Here is a 21,107-nt window from a genome sequence, read left to right as displayed (position 1 = left end):
CACAATGTGGGGCTTTGATTTATCGTTTATAGGTTAGCTAATTCTGCTTCTAAAGACATGTCCATATCTTCGAGTTCTTTTCTCAGTTTATAGCGATCTTGAATCGCTTCTATTTCTCTCCACTTACGCTTTTTGCTTTTAGTTTTTGATGGGCGGGATTCGTTGTCAATCATTGACATTAATTTTTTTGTATCCACTTTACGTCTCCATTTATTGTTTTTGGCGCAAATAAGGCTAGTTAGTCAACCAAGATTTCCTGCTTTAGTTTCCTAACCGAGTAATTTTTTATCACAGGCGCTACCAAAATAAAACTATTAGTTTTAGTTTTTGTTAATAAAACATGAACTTTTGATGACAAAAAAGTGGTTTTTGCCTTTAAAGTGAACAAGTTGCAGGGTTTTCATGCAAACTAAGGAACGAGGTGGGAAAGGATTTGCTGCGTGCACTAAGCAACAGCAAATCCTACTTATAGAGGAAAAAAACTAATTGTTATTGGCAGCTCTAAACGCGGAAATCAGTTGATTAGTAGAACTGTCAAAATCCAATTGTGCATCGCTATTAACCAATTTGTCTAACACTTGGTTACCTAAAACTTTTCCAAGCTCAACACCCCATTGATCAAATGAGTTCACACCCCAAATCGCGCCTTGCACAAACACTTTGTGTTCATACATACAAACTAAGGCCCCTAGCGTCTTAGGATCTAGTTGATCAAATAATAAGGTATTACTTGGTTTGTTACCGGGCATGGTTTTATGGGTGGCTAAAGACTGACGAGTTTCTTCATCTAAATTAGCACCCTCTAAATCAGCGTAGCACTCTTCATAGGTTTTACCTTGCATCAGTGCTTGGGTCTGCCCAAAACAATTAGAGGCTAGCATTGCGTGGTGAGTGTCATCTTGATTGTTTACTTTCAACGGGAACATAAAATCAGCAGGGATCAGTACTTTTCCTTGATGAATTAATTGATGAAACGAGTGTTGACCATTGGTACCCTCACTTCCCCAAATAACGGGTCCTGTTGCATAGTCAATTTGTTCATTTAAACCCGCTACGCTCTTGCCATTACTTTCCATATCCAACTGTTGGACATAAGCTGGAAAACCACGTAGATAATGATAATAAGGCAGTAGAACATGACTTTGCGCAGCGTGGAAATTGGTGTACCAAACGCCAAGTAGGCCTAATAACATGGGGAGGTTTTGCTCTGCTGGCGCTTCTTTGAAATGGCAATCCATTTGGTAAGCGCCTTCGAGTAACTCACGGTAATTTTGGTATCCAATGGTTAACGCAATCGGTAAACCTATGGCTGACCATAATGAATAGCGGCCGCCAACCCAATCCCACATAGGGAAAATATTATTTTCGTCCATGCCAAATTCGACAGCCGCATTGACGTTAGATGAAACGGCCACGAAATGCTTAGCAATATCCTTCTGACTACCACCTTGGTCAAGAAACCATTGTTTTGCAGTCAGCGTGTTTTGCAGAGTTTCTTGGGTAGTGAAAGACTTCGAAGACATGACTACTAAGGTATCGGTATGATCAAGATCAGCTAACACATCTTGGATATGACAACCATCCACATTAGCCACGTAGTGTACTGAAATACCTTTGTGCCAGTATGGCTTTAACGCCTCTGACATAATTTTAGGACCTAAGAATGAGCCACCAATACCAATAGCCACAATATGTTTGATTGTTTTGCCTGTGTAACCAAGGTGCTCGCCAGAATGAATCGAATGAACAAAGTCTTTAATTTTATCTTGTGTGGCTAAAACCTCTGGCATAACATCTTCGCCATCAACCAACACGGGTTCACCGGAAAAGTTGCGTAAAGCAGTATGTAATACCGCTCTTTTTTCCGTGTGATTAACAATGTTGCCAGCGAACATAGCATCGCGCTTTTCAGCTACTTGTTGGCTATCTGCTAAACTATAAAGGGCCTGCAGTATTTCTTGGTTTATTAAGTTTTTGGAATAGTCTAACTTGATCCCACAGCTTTCCAAGGAGTACTTAGATGCTCTTGACTCATCTGCTGCAAACCAATCACGCATATGCTGATCAGCGATACCGCTAGCTAATTGCTCAAGGGTTTTCCATTGTTCACTTTGATTTACTAAAGACATTTATCAATTCTCTTCTTTTAAAGGCGATTAAAGATTGTTGTATTGGATGATTTTAATTCCTGCCAAGAAAACCTGGTAACTAAATAGCCATGTTTTCAGAGGCTAGGTTAAATCCATTTACAAAAGGTCTTTCAACATTACTTCTAGTTTGTCTTGATCTTTGGCAAAGTTACGAATACCTTCAGCAAGTTTCTCTGTCGCCATCGCATCTTGGTTATGTTCCCATCTAAATTGACTTTCAGTCAGTTTTTCGCCAGCTGTTTTAGTTGCACCTTTATCAATTAATTTGGTTTCCAAACCGCCTTCAGTTTGTGAAAGTTCTTCTAAAAGGTTTGGGCTGATGGTTAATCTATCACAGCCTGCTAGCTCAATGATTTCACCGGTATTACGGAAACTTGCTCCCATAACTACGGTTTTATATCCGTGTTCTTTATAGTATTGATAAATATTACTGACAGAAACTACCCCAGGATCTTCATTGGCTGGGTAGCTATCTTTACCTGTACTCGCTTTGTACCAATCTAGAATTCGGCCTACAAAAGGAGAAATTAAGAAAACGCCAGCTTCAGCGCAGGCTCGTGCTTGAGCGAAACTAAACAATAAAGTTAAGTTACAGTTAATGCCTTCTTTTTCTAATATTTCAGCAGCACGAATACCTTCCCAAGTGGAAGCTAATTTAATTAAAACGCGATCTTTACTAACACCTGCCTGGTCATACAAGGCGATAAGTTTTTTGGCTTTGGCGATGCTGCCTTGGGTGTCGAAAGACAAGCGGGCATCGACTTCCGTAGAAATGCGGCCAGGAACGATATTGACGATTTCTTTACCAATTTTGACCGCCAACATATCACCGGCATCTTCTATTTGCTGTAATTCATCATTTGATTGGCTTTTTGCCCAGGCGACTGATTCTTCAATCAAAGTGCGGTATTGAGGGAGTTCGGCAGCTTTAAGTAACAAAGATGGGTTAGTCGTAGCATCAACAGGTTGATACTTTTTAATGGCTTCGATGTCACCGGTGTCTGCCACTACAGTGGTGATTTCCCGCAAAGCTGCTAATTGATTTGTCATAAAAACCTCTTTAGAAAAAATTAATTTCACAATCATCGATAGTGAATGGTTATCGATATTGCCTGATAAAAATAGTAAACCTTAAGAATGACTCACAGGGTATAACTGTTAAGGTTTGGTTTCTACTTTATCGACCCCTGAACTATTAAAAATAATAGACTTATTATAATAAATAAAAGTGAGCAATTATATGAGTAGTGAGTAATTACTCAAAATTGTCACATTTATTTGTGGTTTCTAGGGGCTTAAATTCTAATTAAATATAAATTGAACTGTTAAATATGTAACTGTCCAAATGTTTAGTATTTATAATTAATGTTATAGTGATGACCGGCTTAAACCTGTCATTCACACAAATTTACCAAAGGATATTTGATGCTAGTTGTTGTATCACCTGCAAAGAATTTAGACTACGAAACACCGCCCACAACCCAACTTTTTTCTGAACCTGAATATTTGCCGGATTCTGAATTATTAATTAAAGAGTGTGTCAAATTATCACCGGCTGAATTATCCAGTCTAATGCATATAAGTGATAAATTAGCTGGTCTTAATGCTGCCCGGTTCAGTAGTTGGTCTTTGCCATTCACCCCTGACAACGCGAAACAAGCTATTTTAGCGTTCAATGGTGATGTCTATTCGGGCATTCAAGCCGAACAATTTAGTCAACAAGATTTAGAATATGCCCAGCAACACATGCGCATTTTATCTGGTTTGTATGGCTTGCTAAAACCCTTGGATCTTATGCAGCCATATCGTTTAGAAATGGGCACTAAGTTAGCTAACTTAAGGGGCAAGAATCTGTATGAATTTTGGGGAGACAAAATAACACTTGGCATCAATGATTCATTGCAACAGCAGGGTGACAACGTATTAGTTAACTTAGCTTCAAATGAGTACTTTAAATCGGTGAAGATGAAAAACTTGAAAGCCGAAGTTATTACACCAGTTTTCAAAGATAAAAAGAACGGTGAATATAAAGTCATTAGTTTTTATGCTAAAAAAGCAAGAGGATTAATGGCTCGATATATTATTGAAAAGCGTTTGTCTGATCCTGAACAAATTAAGCAATTTGATGCCGCTGGTTATCAATATAGTGCATCTCAAAGTAATGACAAACAATGGGTCTTTACCCGCGAAGAACAGTGATATTGAATAGGGCAGTCATGAAATGCCAGAAACGTTATTAAGCTCAAGCGCGCCATTTAAGCTACTATTAGAACTATTCAAGCCGAGGAATTATATGATGTCTGTTTTGACAAAAAGCACATTGGTTGCTGCAAATTTGTTTTATTGTGCCACCTTATTGGCACAAGATGCACCTGTTGAAACTGCTCTGGAGTCGGATGACGCAGTTTTTTCAACATGCATTTCTGGTATCCAGCAAAAAGCAGAAGTAGCAGGTATAGATAAAACTGTCATCGCTTATGCATTGGACGATGTAAAGCAAATTGACAAAGTGCTTGAATACGATCGTAATCAACCTGAATTTGTACAAACTTTCCCTACATATTTAAATAAACGTGTCACTCAATGGCGGATTGATAAAGGTCGTGAAATGCTGCGTAAGCATAAGGACCTACTGAGTCAATTAACTCACGAGTATGGAGTCCCAGCCCACTATTTAATCTCCTTTTGGGGGTTAGAAACCAATTTTGGGAGTTACAAAGGCAAGATGCCAATTATCGACTCTTTAGCTACCTTGGCGTGTGATCAACGCCGCAGTCGATTTTTTACCCAAGAGCTACTCACTGCACTCAAGTTGATGCAACGAGAAAATTTGAAGAAAGATAAAATGCTTGGTTCCTGGGCGGGCGCGATGGGACACACGCAATTTATGCCTTCTGCATATATCAATTACGCCGTTGATGGAGATAATGATGGCTTAGTAGATTTATGGGACAGTGAACCTGATGCATTGTCATCAGCTGCCAATTTTTTAAGTAAATTAGGCTGGGAAAAAGGTTTTATTTGGGGAAGAGAAGTGACACTCCCGGAAAACTTTGACTATAGCCATGCAGGTAAAGATAGTCGAAAACAATTGGCTCAATGGTCCGAGTTTGGACTCCGTAAAGTGAATGACGATAAAATTCCTAAAAGTGATATGGATGCTTCACTCATTTTACCCACAGGGGCGAAAGGGCCCGCGTTTTTAGTTTACCGCAATTTTGATGTAATTATGCGCTGGAATAACTCTGAGTCTTACGCCCTAGCTGTTGGCTATCTAGCGGATCGAATTATTGGTAAACCTGAATGGAGCAAGTCTTTGCCCGACCTACCTAATTACCCGATCAGTCAAATGGTTGCCCTACAAGATGGGCTCAATGACCTTGGCTTTGATGTCGGTAAGGCTGATGGGATCATGGGGCCGGCTACCCGTAAGGGCATTCGTCAATTCCAATTGTCTAATAATATGCTAGCCGATGGGTACCCTGATGAAAGTGTTTTCAATGGCGTGCAAGAAGCGGTAACTGCCCGCTCAGATGTAAGCGGCAGTTAATTTGACAGCTAAAGTTGAGGGGAAACTGATCTCCTCAACTCGTTAACTTTGTCTCTCAAGTATGAAGTCATCTTTTGCGGTGTTATCCGTCGTTTTTGAGGGGAGGTATTTACTCAATACGTGATTTAACATCTGGGGTTTAATGGGTTTCGTTATATAATCATTCATACCAGCTGCAAAAGCTAATTCAAAGTCAGAATTCATTGCGTTGGCAGACAATCCACATATAACTAAATCTTTGAAGCCCTGCCTTCTGAGCTGTTTGGTGGCTTCATAACCATCCATAACCGGCATTTGAATATCCATCAACACAATATCGTATTGAGGTGAATTGACTATCTTGGTCACGGCTTGATGACCATCTTCAGCTACATCAAAGGTTAAGCCAAGAGCTGCGAGCATTTCAGAGGCAACAATCTGGTTGATATGATTATCTTCCACCAATAAAACATGTCCTTTAAGTTGCGCTGATTTTGGGGTAACTTCTCCCAAATTAGGCGTGTCGTATGGGCAGTCAACGCCTAATGTTTGCAATATAAACAGACTAAAATGTCTAGGGGTAAATGGATGGGAAAGTACCGGCAGGTTCCATTTTTGTTGCAACAGAGAGGGGAGAGTACTGGGCTGAGTATTAGTTACTAAACCAATATTCATTCCTTTTTCTTTTGCTTTGGCAATATGTTGGTTTAAAACTTTGTGGGTTTTAATATCGTCAATATCTATCAACAACAAGGACTTTTCTTTATTTTGAAATTCAAAATTGTCGATTTCTGCTAACGATAAAGATACATAATCTTGATCCAAACTGTTCAAATAAGTATCGGGAGTTAAGCCTGAATCATTGACAGAAATGTGTGCAATACTCACTTCAAATCCTAAGTCCATAATTCGCTTATTTAGACTTCCAGCACCTACAATTAATTCCACTTGAAAATGACTTCCACTATTTACTGTTGAATCAACCGTTATTTTCCCGTGCATTAATTCTACGAGTTGTTTGACTATGGTTAATCCCAGCCCAGTACCACCGAACTTTCGGCTTGTAGAGTCATCTGCTTGAGTAAATGGATTAAATATACTTTTTAACTGTGCTTCATCCATACCAATACCGGTATCCTTCACTGATATTTTTAAACAAATTTGTTCATTCTCCAGTGGGGTGAAGTCGATGTGAATATGCACAGAACCATTGCGCGTAAATTTAACCGCATTGGTACACAAATTAAGTAGAACTTGGTTTATTCTCATGGGATCACCAATAAGTTCTACGGGTAGTAAGGGATTGACAAAAAACTGTATATTAAGGTTCTTTTCGTTTCCTTTGGCGGAAATATTAGCTAAAACGTTTTCGAACATCGATCTGGGGGAAAATTTAACTTTTTCGATATCCAGTTTGCCAGCTTCAATTTTTGAAAAGTCGAGAATTCCATTGATTAAATTCAGCAGAATATGGGTTGAATAAATAACCTTTTCTAAATTCGCTCTCTGCTTGTTATCAAGCTTCGATTTTAAAACGATATCGACTAAGCCGATAATGCCGTTCATTGGTGTTCGGATTTCATGACTCATATTGGCAAGAAAAATACTCTTAGTTGCCAAAGCCTCCTCCGCTTTCTTAGTTGAAATCGCTAACTCTTGATTGAGCTTTTCCTGTTTAGCATTCAGGTTTTTGGAATGTTCTAAAAGCTCTTGGGTCTGTTTATTCTTCTCTTGAAACACTTGTGCTGCTGCGGCTAATTCGCCAATTTCGTTGTTTTTGCGTTTTTTAATTGTCTTATTGATATTTTTGCCACTGGCCAAGGTTTTAAATAATTCAGTCATTTCAGATATTGGCATCATTACCCGATAAGTAAAAAACAATGCTGTTAATACTGCTAAGGCCACACTTATAGCAGCGAAAAGACTGTTGCGGCTTTGCGCATCTTTACCACTTTGAATAATTTCTTCATTTATTCGTTGTTGGTTCTCTGTAACAAGTTGATTGAGTTCTCTAGTTAAATATAAAAATTCGTTTGCCGAGCCTGCCATTACCACATTAATTAAGAATAAATACCCTCGGGTAACTTGAGTTAGTTGTTTAAAGTCAGTGCTCAATTTGTCTAAATCGGTTTCTAGGCTAAACAAAACTGGATTGTCTTTAAGAGATTCATTCATAATCTCTTTTGACTTTGACAACAAACTATCAAACTCGCCAACTATGCTTGGGTCTGGCGTTAACAAATACTCTAAAGACAGAGCATGGGCTTCAGACAGCTGCAGACTCATAGCCAATACTGCGCTACTTTCTTGCTCGGAAAGATTTTTACTGGATTGGTATTCTTCTAACTGTAATTGGGTTTTTTCGAACTGCCTTTTAATACTATCTTCGAATAACCTTTCTCTGCGGCTACGCCCTTGAATTACGTTTTCGAAATTAGTTCTATATTCTTGTAAGTGTGCCCGCATTCTGCTGATTCGATCGATATATACGGTGGCCTGATCATCAGACTGAACAGAGGTATATAGCAATGACAGGTTTGAGTTGATTTTGTCTTGGATTAAATTAAACCGCTCGATGACTGATTCACTGGCGGTTTGTTTATAAATCAGTACATATCGTTGGATATCAAGAAGGTCTTTTTCGAGATCGCGAACAAGGCCAACTTTATCCATTGTTTGTTGTGATAACGTTATCCCCGCCAAAAAGGCTTCTTGGTTTTTTGTAGACAAATACGACTGTGCGGTTAAAAAAAGAATCAGCGCAGTTAACACTATCGTTATTTGAATTTTCAACGAATTAAACAATTCCTTTAGATCTCCAAAATTATCATGAGCTAATAAATTCGTACCATTTTTGTAAGCTATAATCGTAAGTCGGCATCACTGTATTCCACACTGCTACATTTGAGAATCGTGTTTCGTAACTTCCGCCAGAACGAACCTCTCCTTTGTTGACTGAAATATTGCCATCAGTTCCTTGTAAATCATGACTCGCGGCCAATCCTCGATACCAATAATCCCACTCTGCTTGAGTCAAGTATTTAGCAGAACGTTGCGGATTTGAAATATAATATCCTTGCTTGGCGATAAAAGCGCCAGGCCAGCCTGATAACCACCAATTCATGTAATCATAAGCTGCATCTTTTTTACTTTTGGAAATTGCAGATGACAAACACATCACACCATGCCAACCCCTATAACCTTCTTTAGGAGCGGCAAATGAGACAGGTACATTTTGGCCATTTAATGCAGAAACTGCGGGTGAAAACATGCTTTCAATATGCACACGGTTAGAGCGCATAAAGTCCACAGATTCGGGTACTGACGTCCAAAATCCACTGAAGTGGTTTTTATGTTTCAATTCAATAAGATAATCAAACATGATGTCTAATTCTCGTTTCGACATCGCGCCTATATCGTTGAAGGTTAATACACCTTGCGCTTGAGCTGCTAAGGCTAAATCGAATATTCCTATTGTAGGTGCATTAACAATGCCGACTTTTCCTCGATTTTTTTGATCTAATAACCAACCCCAACTTTCAGTTTTATAAGGAATACCTTGGGCAATTTTGCTGGTGTTATAGCCGAAGGAATCTACATTATGAACATAGGGTAAAAAACTCACTTTATCCGTGTGTTCAATTCCTAAGCGACCATTGTTTTGTACATGTAAAATTTTGTAAGGGGCATCCCCTGCGCCGAATTTAGCATCCTCGGTAATTTTGCCGGTTTTGGTTAACGAATTAATCTCGTCCCAATAGGTTAATCTTTTCTTCTCAATCCCTTGGATAGAACCCGATGCCCAAAGTACGTTAATGCTATTCGACCATTGTTCATATAAATCAAAAGACGTTGGATCTACCGAAGCTTTTTGCAAAATCGCAGCACTGCCACCAGCTTCAAAGATTAAATCGATGCCTAAATCTTGCATTGCCTGCTTGCGCAGTTCCTCTTGCAAGGTAACGTGAGTACCAAGAACTTTAAGTACAGTTTTAGTGCGGGCAAACACATAGGGAGCCTTGCTAATCAGCATTGCTGTGGTGCCACTTTTAGCTAAGGTTTTTAGCGTTCTACGTTTACTTTTATCTAAAAGGTTTGAAGTATTTGCCATGAAAACGATTCAGTCGATTCTAATAACTGAACGTTAAAGCAATTTAGTTACTTTATCTATTAAACAATGGTATAAAAAACAGACTAAATTAGCCTAGTTTTGATTATTCCTCACGATAAAGTTTTTGTTCAAATTTTAGTGTTTGATTGATCTTATTTTGTCTCAACGAAATGCTAAAACGGTAATGCTCTTCATGTTCAAAAGGCATAGAAGCCAAATAATATATGGCTTCTCCTTCAATTACTGGTTTAAACGTTAGTTCAGTTGTTGTACCTATGAGGTTTCTGGCTGTGCCACTTATATCTACTTTTTGAGCTTGTTTAGTTTTTCGGTCGATAATTGAAATATTAAGTAGAGTATTATTTGGACTCCGAACAATACCATTTGCCCGGGCGATTTCGGGCGTCAAAAAGGTAGTATTAAAAGCAATGTAATGAACATCCCAATCGCCTAAAACCTTTTTTTGTTCCGCAGTACAAACACTCGAGAGTAAAATTAGTGATAAACAAATAGCCCGGTAAAACATGTTAGGTTCCTAAAACAGTCGCATGATAAAAAGCAAAAAGATAATCAAAATCATAGGGGATAAATCAAGCCCGCCGATAGGGGGGATTATTCTTCTTATGGGCGCAATCATTGGCTCTGTTAACTGGTGAAACAAATATTCAAGGGGGTTATTTCCTTGGCTGACCCAACTTAGAATCGCACGAATAATAAGTACATATATGATTAATTGTACGCCTTCGATAAGTAGCATCAAAAACGCACTTTTTAGTAGCCATAGTACATCTAAAATCATGAACCCTTTTAGCCAAGCGATAATCCATACATTTGCTAAGGCTATGACCAAAGCAAATACAAAGGTTGCAGTATCAAACTTTCCTATGGAAGGAATGAGCCTGCGCATAGGGCCAACAACTGGGTGTGTCACTTTGACAACAAATTGACTCAATGGGTTGTAAAAATCGGCTTGGGCGAGTTGCAGCCAAAGTCGTAACATAACAACCATTAAATAAAGCTTAAAAATCGTTTCAACTAAAAAAGCCACGGCTTCCATATATTTTGATACCTTAAAATTGTTTAGACATTTGTTGGGCTCTACTAATTGCTGCATCCATCGCTTTGGCGACTATTGCCGGTAATTCACTTGCCTGAAAACTTTCAATGGCTTGATTAGTAGTACCGCCTTTTGAAGTAACTTGGGCTCTAAGCTCACCAATTTCAAGATGATCATTGTGACAAACCATTTCCGCTGCACCTAACATGGCTTGTTGGACTAACTTGCGGCTGTCGGATTGGCTCATTCCCAACGACATTGCGTGATTCTGCATGGACTCTAAGAATAAGAAAAAGTAAGCAGGGCTACTGCCCGCTGTGGCAATAACAATATCAATATCAGATTCCTTGGATACCCATAAGGTTTCGCCAACGCTGGCCATCATCTGATCAACAAAATCTCTTAATTCTTTGGCCAAGGTATCAGGAGCAAACAAACCCGTCATGCCTTTACTCAACAAACTAGGGGTATTTGGCATTGTTCTAACTAAATCGTATTGACCACCAAGCATTTCTAATAAACGGGCATGGCTGATTCCAGCAGCAATAGATACAAATAATTTACCGTTCAAATCTTGTTTTTGAGCTAGATCTTGACAAACGGTTTCCATCAGTTGCGGTTTCACTGCTAGAACCACTACACTGGCTTGTTTGACCGCCTCTTGATTGTCTTGTGTGGTGTTTACACCTAATTCAGACTCTAAACTTTCTAGTTTTCCCACGGACGGGTTGCTGGCAATAATTTTTTTGGGGTCGTACCCAGAATTTACCAGACCTGAGATAATCGAACGTGTCATGTTACCTGCGCCAATAAACGCGATGGTTTTTTCACTCATAAATTATTGTCTCTTAGTTTGTGTAATTGCGGGCACCAAAAATGGCTGTTCCTACCCGTACCATTGTGCTTCCACATAGCACTGCTGGTTCAATATCTGCACTCATGCCCATAGATAACGTGTCAACTGATTCATAAGTTTGTTGCAAGTCGACGAAAAGTTGGTGCATGTGTTGATAGGTGTTAACCAATTCTTGCGCAGATTGTGAAGCTTTAGGAATTGTCATTAATCCCCTAAGCGTTAAGTTAGGTAGTGTAGCAATAAGCGCAGCCAGTGTCTCAACTTCATTGGCTAAAACCCCAGCTTTGCTGTGTTCTGCATTAATATTTACTTGAATAAGCACATTCAGCTTCTTATGGGGCGTACGATGATTATTCAGGCGCGTGGCAATTTTTTCCCTATCGACACTCTGTACCCAATCAAAGTGTTCTGCAACCAGCTTAGTTTTATTCGACTGTAAGGGCCCAATAAAGTGCCATTCAATATCTTTAAGTTCTTGCAATTCCTGAACTTTTTCGACACCCTCTTGCACATAGTTTTCACCAAATGATCGGTGTCCAGCTTCATACGCAAGGACGATATCAGATACCGGTTTTGTTTTACTCACTGCTAGTAATTGGACTGAATTTGGCGCACGATTAGCTTTATTTACTGCCAGCGATAGGCTTTTGTGTGCGCTTTTGAGACGTTCTGCTATTGTTTCCATGTGCCATTGTTTAGACGGAGAATCATATTTTGGATATTACCGAACTTTTAGCTTTTAGTGTTAAGAATAATGCATCAGATTTACATCTATCAGCGGGTTTACCTCCGATTATTCGCGTTGATGGCGAAATCCGTCGTCTAAATGTGCCGGAATTGGATCATAAGCAAGTTCACGCGCTGGTATACGAAATCATGAATGATAAGCAGCGCAAAGAATACGAAGAAAACCTCGAAGTGGACTTTTCATTTGAGGTGAAAGATTTATCTCGATTCCGGGTTAATGCATTTATGCAAAATAGAGGTGCAGCTGCTGTTCTGCGAACCATTCCCAGTAAAGTACTGACCTTAGACGATTTAGGTGCACCAGCTATTTTTAAAGATATCATTAACCAACCCACGGGTATTGTATTAGTCACAGGTGCTACCGGCTCAGGTAAAAGTACCACCTTGGCGGCGATGATCGATCACATTAATACCAGTAAACGGGAACACATACTGACCATTGAAGACCCCATTGAATTTGTGCATGAGAATAAACTTTGCGTACTTAACCAGCGTGAAGTGCATCGTGACACCCATAGTTTTAACAATGCCCTTCGTTCTGCGTTGCGGGAAGATCCCGATGTTATTCTGGTGGGCGAATTACGTGATTTAGAGACAATTCGTTTGGCGATTTCTGCGGCTGAAACAGGCCATTTAGTGTTTGCTACCTTGCATACCAACTCCGCCCCTAAAACCATTGATAGAATCATCGATGTATTTCCAGCAGAAGAGAAGTCAATGGTGCGTTCCATGCTTTCAGAGTCATTGCGTGCCGTTATTTCTCAAACCTTGTTGAAAAAAGTGGGGGGAGGGCGTATTGCTGCCCATGAGATTATGATAGGTATCCCAGCGATTCGTAATTTAATTCGCGAAGATAAAGTGCCACAAATGTATTCTGTCATCCAAACTGGCCAAGCCCACGGCATGCAAACTATGGATCAATGTTTACAGCGGTTAGTTGCGCAAGGTGTGATTACCGCACAAGACGCAGCGGCTAAGTCAGTGGATAAACAACCTAAAATTGGTTTCTAGGAGTATCCAATGGATCTGAATCCTTACTTAAGAAAAATGGCAGAGCAAGGTGCGTCAGACTTGTTTATTACCGTGGGTTTTCCCATTAGTGCCAAAATAAATGGACAAATGACGCCACTCAATGATGAGCGTCTAACAGAAGAAGCTGCACTCGCGTTAGTCAATAACGTGATGAGTGAAAAACAACAAGATGAATTCAGCAACAGCAAAGAGTGCAATTTCGCTATTGCCAGAGATGGTATAGGGCGTTTTCGTTGTAGTGCATTTTGGCAACGAGATATGGCTGGCATGGTAGTGCGTCGGATTGTTACGCAAATTCCCAAAGCCGATGATCTGGGCTTACCAGAGATACTTAAAGACGTGATTATGTCTAAACGTGGATTACTTCTGTTTGTGGGTGCCACTGGTACGGGTAAATCTACTTCCTTGGCTGCTTTGATAGGCCATCGAAATCAAAATTCTCGGGGCCATATTCTGACCATAGAGGATCCCATTGAATTTGTACACGAACACGCAGGCTGTGTGGTTACACAACGGGAAGTGGGCATAGACACCCGCTCCTTTGACGATGCCCTTAAAAGTTCGTTGCGGCAGGCTCCGGATGTGATTTTAATTGGTGAAATACGTTCCATGGAAACCATGGAATATGCAATGTCGTTTGCTGATACAGGTCATTTGTGTGTGGCAACCTTGCACGCCAACAACGCCAATCAGGCGATAGAGCGGATTATGCACCTAGCACCACCTGAGCAGCATGAAAAATTGCGCTTTGACTTGAGCTTAAATTTACGCGCTATTGTTGCACAACAACTGGTACCAACCATTGATGGAAAAGGACGTGTAGCGGCCATCGAGATTTTACTCAACTCACCTTTAGTGACAGATTTAATTCAGCGTAATGAAATTGGTTCCCTTAAAGAAGCCATGAAAAAAGGTAAAGAAATGGGGATGCAAAGCTTCGACATGGCTTTGTACGAATTATACAAACAAGAGCGCATTAGCATGGAACAAGCTATCCATCATGCGGATTCCCCCAATGATCTTCGCTTAATGATTAAATTGGATACAGAAGAGGGCACGAGCTTAGGTTCATTGTCTAATGTTTCAATTGATATGGATTAGCCCCAATGAAGAAAATTTATTGGCATAATGAGCGCTTTCGAATTTATCAAATTAAGCAATTATTAGATGATAATCAGATCCCAAACTTTATCAAAAACGAGTTCGCGATTGGAGCAATTGGTGAATTGTCGCCATTAGATGCTATGCCTGAAGTGTGGCTAACAGATGAGACTTGGTACGATAAAGCGACACAACTAATTGCCCAATTCAATCTTGTTCCTGAAAATACTGCTCGCTGGGTGTGTAATCAATGCCAAGAAGAAAATGAAGGAAGTTTTGCCCTATGTTGGAACTGTGGCAATAGTGCTAGCACTACTGCCAACGAACTTTGATATTACTGCGCCATAAAGCTTTCTAATATTAAGCAAGCTGAGGCGCTATCCACTTTACCTTTCGTCAGCTTTTTAAATCCCCCCATCTCAAAAAGTCGCGCTTTGGCATCCACTGTGGTTAAGCGTTCGTCAAGGGTTTGCACAGGGACTTTAAATTTAGCATGTAATCTATTGGCAAACTTTTGTGCTTTAAAGGTCATTTCCTGTTTACTGCCATCCATATTTAGGGGTAAGCCAACTACCACTAACTGGGGTTGCCATTGCTCGTATACTTTTTTAACCAGCTCCCAATCTGGAATACCATCGCGAGCTTGAATCGCGTCCAATGGCGAAGCTGTGCCAGTAATTTCTTGACCAATAGCAACACCAATACTTTTAGTACCAAAATCAAACCCCAAAAAGGTTCTAGACCCAATTGTCATAGTTCACAAACCTTTTTAAGCATGTCCAGCATCTGGACCTAGTTGCCAAACGTCAATACCAAGTCGACGCACAGCCTCTTCCCATTTTTTATGGATAGGAACATCAAACAATAATTCCTCATCTGCTTCTACTATTAGCCACGAGTTGTTTTGCACTTCCTCTTCAAGCTGCCCTGCAGACCAGCCTGCATAGCCAAGTGTTACTAAGGATTTCGCCGGTGCTTGCTCGTTACCCAGGGCAGATAATATATCTTTAGAGGTGGTGATCATTATTTCAGACGTGAGTTGTAAGCTTGAGCTCCAGCCAGGTTGAGTTGTGTGTAAAATAAAGCCTCTATCTTGGCTAACGGGACCGCCAGCTAAGACAATTTCATTGGCTTTTTCCTCTAATACAATGGCATCTTTATCCGCCTGGTTGATCAATTCTTGTAAACTCATTCCAATGGGTTGATTGATCACAAGACCCATAGCGCCTTTGTCATTATGCTCACAAATATAGGTCAAGGAGCGGGCAAAATAGGGATCATCTAAACTTGGCATGGCAACTAATAAATGATGTTCAAAGCTTTGCATTTCTATCACCTAAACGTTTCTCAATGGCATCAAATAACATACCTGTGATATTAACGTCATATGCGGCTTCAATTTCTTGTACACAGGTAGGGCTGGTCACATTAATTTCGGTAATTCTGTCACCAATAACATCTAAACCAACAAAAATCAGACCTTTTTCCACTAATAGTGGCGCAATTTTCTCTGCGATTTGTCTATCTGAATCAGATAAGGGCTGGGCTCTTCCTGTACCACCTGCCGCTAAGTTTCCACGGGTTTCCCCCTTGCTGGGCAAACGGGCAAGGCAATAAGGTACGACTTGTCCATCAATGATCAGAATTCGTTTGTCACCGTCTTTAATTTCCGGCATGTAACGTTGAAACATTGCATAGGTAGTACCGTTATCCGTTAAGGTCTCCATGATCACACCTAAGTTTGTACCCTCTGGCGTGACACGAAATATGGATGTACCGCCCATCCCATCTAAGGGTTTACAAATAATGTCTTGGTGCTTTTTGTGAAATTCGCGAATTAAGGCTGAATTACGGGTGACTAGGGTATCTGGAATTAAATCGGGAAACCAGGAAGTAAATAATTTCTCATTGAAATCACGCAAACTCGAGGAACGATTTACAATGAGCGTTCCCCCTTGCTCGGCTAACGAAAAAATATGTGTGGCGTATAAAAATTCACTGTCAAAAGGGGGATCTTTGCGCATCAAAATAACATCAAGCTCTGCTAAATTGCCGTTTTTTGCTTCGCCTAGCTCAAACCACTTTTGTGGATCTTTGATAACGTTCAAAGGACGCATTTGCGCCATAGGGACACCGTTATCAATATATAGATCAGACATTTCCATATAAGTAATGTCATAACCACGCTGCTGAGCATCCAATAACATTGCAAAGCTGGTGTCTTTCTTGATATTTATGCTTTCTATCGGATCCATGACGATCCCGAGTTTAATAGCCAATATTGATCCTTGTTGATTGATATTAATTCATCATACCTAAGATCTTGTGCTGCGACTAAAAATTTCAAGGGAAAGCCCATGCAAAAATTAGCTAACTTCATTAAAAGACGCTGAATTCTGCACAGCAACAGGCTTCCTGGAGTAATTCGTGACTATTAGTAAACCTGTAAAACAGACTTAAACTATTGGCAGTGAGAAAACAAATCCGTGCTGAAATAGCGTTCCGCTGTATCCGCAAATAAGGTTACAATTCGTTTCCCTTTATTTTCTGCTGAAGTCGCTAAACGCATACTTGCACACAACGCCGCTCCTGATGATATACCCACTGGAATACCTTCAATTCTGGCTAACATTCTTGCATATTCTACGGCATCATCGTCACTAACGGTTTCAATGCTATCAATGACACTCACGTCTAAAATGTCTGGCACATGACCCGAACTAAGCCCTTGAATTTTATGCACACCACTTTTTCCCTCGCTCAACACAGGGCAAGCACTGGGCTCGACGGCAACAATTTGGATACTGGGATTCAGTTGTTTAAGGGCCTTAGCGATTCCGGTAATAGTCCCACCGGTACCAACACCTGCTACAAATATATCTAGATTACCATCGCAGTCCCGCCATATTTCCTGTGCAGTGGAATTAAAGTGGGTGTCCACGTTAGCGAGATTAGAAAATTGGTTCAACGAAACGGCATTGGGTTGCTGGCTGACTAATAGTGCAGCGTGATCAATTGCACCTTTCGTGCCTAACGCTTTGGGTGTGGTAATAACATTGGCACCATATAGACGGATTAACTTTCTGCGCTCAATCGACATGTGTTCTGGAATAACAATGGTCAATGGAATTTGTCTTATTGCACATATCCACGCGCAAGCTACACCATTGTTACCCGAAGTTGCTTCTATGATATGGGTGTCAGAGGTAAATTCATCTGAGGCCATTAATGCATCTATCATGGCTAAAGCTGGGCGATCTTTTACCGAACCTGCAGGGTTAAAGTATTCCACTTTGGCTACAAGATCACACTCAAGTTCAGTATTTTCGATCATTCGAGACAATCTCACCAAAGGGGTGTTTCCAATTGTTTGGGTAATATTGTCATGTATTTTTTCGTTTAGACCGATTTGCGGTTGAATGGTATTTTGTCTTGCTAGCATAACCTTGTTGTCCATTGTTGTTTTTTATAATTCTGCCATAGAAAAAAAGTAAAAAATTCTAAACTGTTTTATGTTTTTGCTTTATATTAGAATTATATTCTAATTGTATTGGGTTTTTGTATTTTGGATTCTATTGATAAGGCTATTTTACGATTAATGCAAAAAGACGTAACACTTTCGGTAAGTCAAATTGCAGAGCAGGTGGGATTGAGCAACACTCCTTGTTGGAGACGGATTCAACTTCTTGAAAAAGAAGGGATCATTAGCAGACGAGTGGCGTTGTTGAGCAGTGAAAAAGTCGGATTAAATGTGACGGCGTTTGTGCAAGTGAAAGCAGGTAAACATGACGATAAATGGTTTAAGATGTTTGCCGCTCACGCCAGAAATTTAGAAGAAGTGATTGAATTTTACCGTATGAGTGGTGAATATGATTATATGCTTAAAGTGATGGTCACTGATTTAAAAGCCTTTGATGTGTTTTACAAAAAATTGGTATCGGGAATTGATTTGTCCGATGTCACTTCTAGTTTTTCTATGGAACAAATTAAATATACCACTACCCTGCCTATTGTCTGAGTCCTTCCATCTTTTAGTCATCTATTTAAAGACATTATTAAAACATTGAAACTCAATGTCATTCACTAATCTTCTAATGGTTTTATTTTAATTCGTTTTTGTTTCCAAATTACCAGTGTTCTCTATATTCTATCGATTAACAATTATTTAACAGTGTTAACCGATTGAAAGACAAAGGGATCGTTTTTGGTTTTCGGTTAAAAATTAAAATAAAAAGGAATCTGAGTTGATACAAGAAAAAGAAAATATGTTGTTCATCGTTATGGTGAGCTGCGTTGCAACCCTAGGCGGATTTTTATTTGGTTTTGATAGCGGTGTGATTAATGGCACCGTAGATGGTTTACAAAACGCATTTAACTCAGACAGTGTTGGTACGGGTTTTAACGTAGCCAGCATGTTGTTGGGATGTGCAATAGGCGCATTTTGCGCCGGCCGACTAGCGGACTTATTTGGCCGAAAAACGATTTTAATTTTGGCCGCCATATTTTTTATTATTAGTGCTTGGGGATCGGGTATCGCTGATAGCTCTGGCGAGTTTATTATTTATCGCATTCTCGGCGGAATAGCCGTTGGAGCCGCATCGGTTATGGCTCCTGCATACATAAGCGAAATTGCCCCTGCAAGATTCCGTGGCATGCTAACAACGATTCAACAGGTCGCTATTATCAGTGGCTTGTTTGCTGCATTCGTAAGTAACTACTTACTTGCGGATTTAGCTGGTGTATCCACAGCTGATTTATGGTTGGGTTTTAGTGCATGGCGGTGGATGTTCTGGATTGAATTAGTGCCTGCATGTCTATTTTTGTTAAGTTTATTACTTATCCCAGAAAGTCCCCGTTTTCTAGTCATTAAAAAGAAATTAACCACCGCCAAAGTGGTGCTCGTTAGGTTATATGGGCAAAAGGCTGGAGAACAAAAGTTAGCTGAAATTGAGGGGTCTTTAGCAGGTGATCATCAACCAAAATTATCCGACTTGATGGATAAAAGCTCCGGGAAAGTAAGAAAAATTGTATGGGTTGGAATCGGTTTGGCCATATTCCAACAGTTAGTTGGTATCAATGTCGTTTTTTACTACGGTGCGGTGCTTTGGCAAGCGGTTGGATTTTCTGAATCAGACGCTTTGCTGATTAACATTATCAGCGGTGCAGTGAGTATTGCTGCCTGCATAATAACCATGTTGTTAATTGATAAAATTGGGCGTAAGCCTTTACTAACCCTAGGCTCGATAGGAATGACCTTGACCTTAGGTCTAATGGTCTTTTGTTTCGCAACGGCTGATTTTGATGCCAAAGGGAATTTGGATTTAGGAAGTTTAGGAACGCTGGCGTTGGTCTCTGCCAATGCATATGTTTTTTTCTTTAATCTTTCCTGGGGACCAGTAATGTGGGTAATGTTAGGAGAAATGTTTCCAAATCAAATTCGTGGTTCTGGTTTGGCGGTGGCTGGATTATTTCAGTGGGGGGCTAACTTTGCGATTACCATGACCTTCCCAATTATGTTGACTAGCATTGGCTTAGCTGGCGCATACGGGTTCTATGCAGTTTGCGCGCTGTTGTCTGTGCTGTTCGTGGTTAAATTAGTACATGAAACCAGAGGCACTGAATTAGAAGATATGATTGGATAAGTTCAAGTTTATATTGGAAAAAGGCAATGGGATTGCCTTTTTTTGATTTTTATAAGGTTAAGAGGAGAGAGACAATATGGCCACTAAAAATTGCTTAGGCATAGTCACAGTGCTAGTAGCAACCTTACTATTAAGCCTGTCGGTAGAAGCCAAACAATTTAACGTTTTGGTGTTTACCAAGACGGCGGGTTTTCATCATACTTCAGTGAACCAAGCAATAAGTGCACTAAAAAAGATGTCTGAAAAACACCATTTTTCAATGGATTGGCAGGAAGATGCGAATGTATTTAATCAAAAAAATCTTGCTCAATACGATGTTGTGATGTTTTTGCTTACCACTGGGGATATTTTAAATTCAACCCAGCAACAAGCATTTGAACAATTTATCGAATCTGGTAAAGGCTTTGTAGGTGTACATAGTGCAAGCGATACAGAATATGATTGGCCGTGGTATGGACAATTAGTTGGTAGGCAATTTGTTATTCATCCGCTTATTCAAACTGCAGAGTTATCAGTCATTGATCGCTCCTTCCCAGGAACGGAAAAGTTACCTGACGTATCCTTATGGACAGATGAATGGTATCAATATGGTCCAGAGTTAAGTTCTAACTTAAATTATATTCTAAGTATAGACGAGTCAACTTATGCTCCAGAAGCAGATTGGGGACAGGTAAAAGGTAAAGGAATGGGGGAGTTTCATCCCGTTGCCTGGTATCAGGAAATCCACGGAGGTCGTGCTTTTTATACCGGTTTAGGTCATTTGCCTGCTGTTTACGAAAACACTGCCTTTCTGGAACATTTGTTTGGTGGAATGTACTGGGCTTATAGCGGTAAAGGTATCCGTAAATAAATTGGCCCCAGTTCAATGAACAATAAACGAAA

21 protein-coding genes are annotated in these 21,107 nt (G+C 40.0%); 8 read left to right on the top strand and 13 right to left on the bottom strand.

Going from position 1 to position 21,107, the window contains the following annotated elements; all coding sequences use genetic code 11:
• Positions 1-26: 26 nt before the first annotated feature.
• The 3 genes from Q4574_RS05860 to tal form a co-directional block, all read right to left on the bottom strand.
• Positions 27-197, bottom strand: coding sequence for a DUF3545 family protein (locus Q4574_RS05860; RefSeq protein ID WP_303472530.1), 171 nt, complete (start codon positions 195-197; stop codon positions 27-29).
• A gap of 285 nt (positions 198-482) precedes the next feature.
• Entirely contained in the window at positions 483-2,129 is a 1,647-nt protein-coding gene (gene pgi / locus Q4574_RS05855) for a glucose-6-phosphate isomerase (protein ID WP_303472528.1), read from the bottom strand.
• A 117-nt stretch (positions 2,130-2,246) separates the two neighbouring features.
• Positions 2,247-3,200 carry a transaldolase gene (gene tal, locus Q4574_RS05850; protein WP_303472526.1) on the bottom strand — a complete coding sequence of 318 codons (954 nt, stop codon included), beginning with the start codon at positions 3,198-3,200 and terminating at the stop codon, positions 2,247-2,249.
• A 375-nt stretch (positions 3,201-3,575) separates the two neighbouring features.
• Here tal and yaaA point away from each other — a divergent pair, with 375 nt between their 5' ends.
• Positions 3,576-4,349, top strand: coding sequence for a peroxide stress protein YaaA (gene yaaA, locus Q4574_RS05845; protein ID WP_303472524.1), 774 nt, complete (start codon positions 3,576-3,578; stop codon positions 4,347-4,349).
• Between the two features lie 94 nt (positions 4,350-4,443).
• Positions 4,444-5,700 (top strand): lytic murein transglycosylase, encoded by a 1,257-nt coding sequence (locus Q4574_RS05840; RefSeq protein ID WP_303472521.1) that lies wholly within the window; start codon positions 4,444-4,446, stop codon positions 5,698-5,700.
• Positions 5,701-5,742: 42 nt separating this feature from the next.
• Here Q4574_RS05840 and Q4574_RS05835 read toward each other — a convergent pair whose 3' ends face one another.
• The 6 genes from Q4574_RS05835 to Q4574_RS05810 form a co-directional block, all read right to left on the bottom strand.
• Positions 5,743-8,472, bottom strand: coding sequence for an ATP-binding protein (locus Q4574_RS05835; RefSeq protein ID WP_303472519.1), 2,730 nt, complete (start codon positions 8,470-8,472; stop codon positions 5,743-5,745).
• Positions 8,473-8,506: 34 nt separating this feature from the next.
• Positions 8,507-9,790, bottom strand: a complete 1,284-nt coding sequence (locus Q4574_RS05830; RefSeq protein WP_303472516.1) for a PotD/PotF family extracellular solute-binding protein — start codon at positions 9,788-9,790, stop codon at positions 8,507-8,509.
• Between the two features lie 103 nt (positions 9,791-9,893).
• Positions 9,894-10,316, bottom strand: a complete 423-nt coding sequence (locus Q4574_RS05825; RefSeq protein ID WP_303472514.1) for a DUF4426 domain-containing protein — start codon at positions 10,314-10,316, stop codon at positions 9,894-9,896.
• A 9-nt stretch (positions 10,317-10,325) separates the two neighbouring features.
• Positions 10,326-10,847 (bottom strand): YggT family protein, encoded by a 522-nt coding sequence (locus tag Q4574_RS05820; RefSeq protein ID WP_303472512.1) that lies wholly within the window; start codon positions 10,845-10,847, stop codon positions 10,326-10,328.
• A 13-nt stretch (positions 10,848-10,860) separates the two neighbouring features.
• Positions 10,861-11,682 (bottom strand): pyrroline-5-carboxylate reductase, encoded by an 822-nt coding sequence (gene proC / locus Q4574_RS05815; protein ID WP_303472511.1) that lies wholly within the window; start codon positions 11,680-11,682, stop codon positions 10,861-10,863.
• Positions 11,683-11,695: 13 nt separating this feature from the next.
• Entirely contained in the window at positions 11,696-12,388 is a 693-nt protein-coding gene (locus Q4574_RS05810) for a YggS family pyridoxal phosphate-dependent enzyme (RefSeq protein WP_303472510.1), read from the bottom strand.
• Between the two features lie 29 nt (positions 12,389-12,417).
• On the opposite strand from Q4574_RS05810, the gene Q4574_RS05805 reads away from it, so the two are divergent.
• Genes Q4574_RS05805 through Q4574_RS05795 form a run of 3 tightly spaced genes read left to right on the top strand, consistent with a single transcriptional unit; the run spans position 12,418 to position 14,915 of the window.
• Complete coding sequence (locus tag Q4574_RS05805; RefSeq protein ID WP_303472508.1) at positions 12,418-13,461, top strand: type IV pilus twitching motility protein PilT; 1,044 nt, start codon at positions 12,418-12,420, stop codon at positions 13,459-13,461.
• A gap of 9 nt (positions 13,462-13,470) precedes the next feature.
• On the top strand, positions 13,471-14,583 hold the full coding sequence (locus Q4574_RS05800) for a PilT/PilU family type 4a pilus ATPase (protein ID WP_303472506.1): 1,113 nt from the start codon (positions 13,471-13,473) through the stop codon (positions 14,581-14,583).
• A gap of 5 nt (positions 14,584-14,588) precedes the next feature.
• Positions 14,589-14,915 (top strand): DUF2007 domain-containing protein, encoded by a 327-nt coding sequence (locus Q4574_RS05795; RefSeq protein WP_303472504.1) that lies wholly within the window; start codon positions 14,589-14,591, stop codon positions 14,913-14,915.
• A gap of 2 nt (positions 14,916-14,917) precedes the next feature.
• Here Q4574_RS05795 and ruvX read toward each other — a convergent pair whose 3' ends face one another.
• The 4 genes from ruvX to cysK all read right to left on the bottom strand — a co-directional run bounded on the left by ruvX (position 14,918) and on the right by cysK (position 18,025).
• On the bottom strand, positions 14,918-15,337 hold the full coding sequence (ruvX, locus tag Q4574_RS05790; protein WP_303472502.1) for a Holliday junction resolvase RuvX: 420 nt from the start codon (positions 15,335-15,337) through the stop codon (positions 14,918-14,920).
• Positions 15,338-15,352: 15 nt separating this feature from the next.
• The gene (locus tag Q4574_RS05785; protein ID WP_303472500.1) at positions 15,353-15,910 is read right to left on the bottom strand and encodes a YqgE/AlgH family protein; all 558 of its coding nucleotides are present in this window, start codon (positions 15,908-15,910) and stop codon (positions 15,353-15,355) included.
• The gene (gene gshB, locus Q4574_RS05780; RefSeq protein ID WP_303472498.1) at positions 15,897-16,862 is read right to left on the bottom strand and encodes a glutathione synthase; all 966 of its coding nucleotides are present in this window, start codon (positions 16,860-16,862) and stop codon (positions 15,897-15,899) included. The genes Q4574_RS05785 and gshB overlap by 14 nt, the downstream gene beginning before the upstream one ends.
• A gap of 182 nt (positions 16,863-17,044) precedes the next feature.
• On the bottom strand, positions 17,045-18,025 hold the full coding sequence (gene cysK, locus Q4574_RS05775) for a cysteine synthase A (protein ID WP_303472496.1): 981 nt from the start codon (positions 18,023-18,025) through the stop codon (positions 17,045-17,047).
• A 123-nt stretch (positions 18,026-18,148) separates the two neighbouring features.
• Here cysK and Q4574_RS05770 point away from each other — a divergent pair, with 123 nt between their 5' ends.
• The 3 genes from Q4574_RS05770 (at position 18,149) to Q4574_RS05760 (ending at position 21,075) form a co-directional block, all read left to right on the top strand.
• A complete protein-coding gene (locus Q4574_RS05770; protein ID WP_303472493.1) occupies positions 18,149-18,601 on the top strand; it encodes an Lrp/AsnC family transcriptional regulator in 453 nt (150 codons plus the stop codon).
• Positions 18,602-18,848: 247 nt separating this feature from the next.
• Positions 18,849-20,225 carry a sugar porter family MFS transporter gene (locus Q4574_RS05765; RefSeq protein WP_303472834.1) on the top strand — a complete coding sequence of 459 codons (1,377 nt, stop codon included), beginning with the start codon at positions 18,849-18,851 and terminating at the stop codon, positions 20,223-20,225.
• A gap of 76 nt (positions 20,226-20,301) precedes the next feature.
• Entirely contained in the window at positions 20,302-21,075 is a 774-nt protein-coding gene (locus Q4574_RS05760) for a ThuA domain-containing protein (RefSeq protein WP_303472492.1), read from the top strand.
• Positions 21,076-21,107: the final 32 nt, after the last annotated feature.

The organism is Aliiglaciecola sp. 3_MG-2023 (genome assembly GCF_030548205.1).
Lineage (GTDB): Bacteria > Pseudomonadota > Gammaproteobacteria > Enterobacterales > Alteromonadaceae > Aliiglaciecola.
The sequence above is the reverse complement of the archived record's forward strand: the minus strand, read 5'-3'. Positions and strand labels throughout refer to the sequence as shown.

Coding starts and splice junctions, on each gene's coding strand:
- pgi (WP_303472528.1), bottom strand. CDS start 2,129: ATGTCTTTAGTAAATCAAAGTGAACAATGGAAAACCCTTGAGCAATTA.
- tal (WP_303472526.1), bottom strand. CDS start 3,200: ATGACAAATCAATTAGCAGCTTTGCGGGAAATCACCACTGTAGTGGCA.
- yaaA (WP_303472524.1), top strand. CDS start 3,576: ATGCTAGTTGTTGTATCACCTGCAAAGAATTTAGACTACGAAACACCG.
- Q4574_RS05840 (WP_303472521.1), top strand. CDS start 4,444: ATGATGTCTGTTTTGACAAAAAGCACATTGGTTGCTGCAAATTTGTTT.
- Q4574_RS05830 (WP_303472516.1), bottom strand. CDS start 9,790: ATGGCAAATACTTCAAACCTTTTAGATAAAAGTAAACGTAGAACGCTA.
- Q4574_RS05825 (WP_303472514.1), bottom strand. CDS start 10,316: ATGTTTTACCGGGCTATTTGTTTATCACTAATTTTACTCTCGAGTGTT.
- Q4574_RS05820 (WP_303472512.1), bottom strand. CDS start 10,847: ATGGAAGCCGTGGCTTTTTTAGTTGAAACGATTTTTAAGCTTTATTTA.
- proC (WP_303472511.1), bottom strand. CDS start 11,682: ATGAGTGAAAAAACCATCGCGTTTATTGGCGCAGGTAACATGACACGT.
- Q4574_RS05810 (WP_303472510.1), bottom strand. CDS start 12,388: ATGGAAACAATAGCAGAACGTCTCAAAAGCGCACACAAAAGCCTATCG.
- Q4574_RS05800 (WP_303472506.1), top strand. CDS start 13,471: ATGGATCTGAATCCTTACTTAAGAAAAATGGCAGAGCAAGGTGCGTCA.
- Q4574_RS05795 (WP_303472504.1), top strand. CDS start 14,589: ATGAAGAAAATTTATTGGCATAATGAGCGCTTTCGAATTTATCAAATT.
- ruvX (WP_303472502.1), bottom strand. CDS start 15,337: ATGACAATTGGGTCTAGAACCTTTTTGGGGTTTGATTTTGGTACTAAA.
- Q4574_RS05785 (WP_303472500.1), bottom strand. CDS start 15,910: ATGCAAAGCTTTGAACATCATTTATTAGTTGCCATGCCAAGTTTAGAT.
- cysK (WP_303472496.1), bottom strand. CDS start 18,025: ATGCTAGCAAGACAAAATACCATTCAACCGCAAATCGGTCTAAACGAA.
- Q4574_RS05765 (WP_303472834.1), top strand. CDS start 18,849: ATGTTGTTCATCGTTATGGTGAGCTGCGTTGCAACCCTAGGCGGATTT.
- Q4574_RS05760 (WP_303472492.1), top strand. CDS start 20,302: ATGGCCACTAAAAATTGCTTAGGCATAGTCACAGTGCTAGTAGCAACC.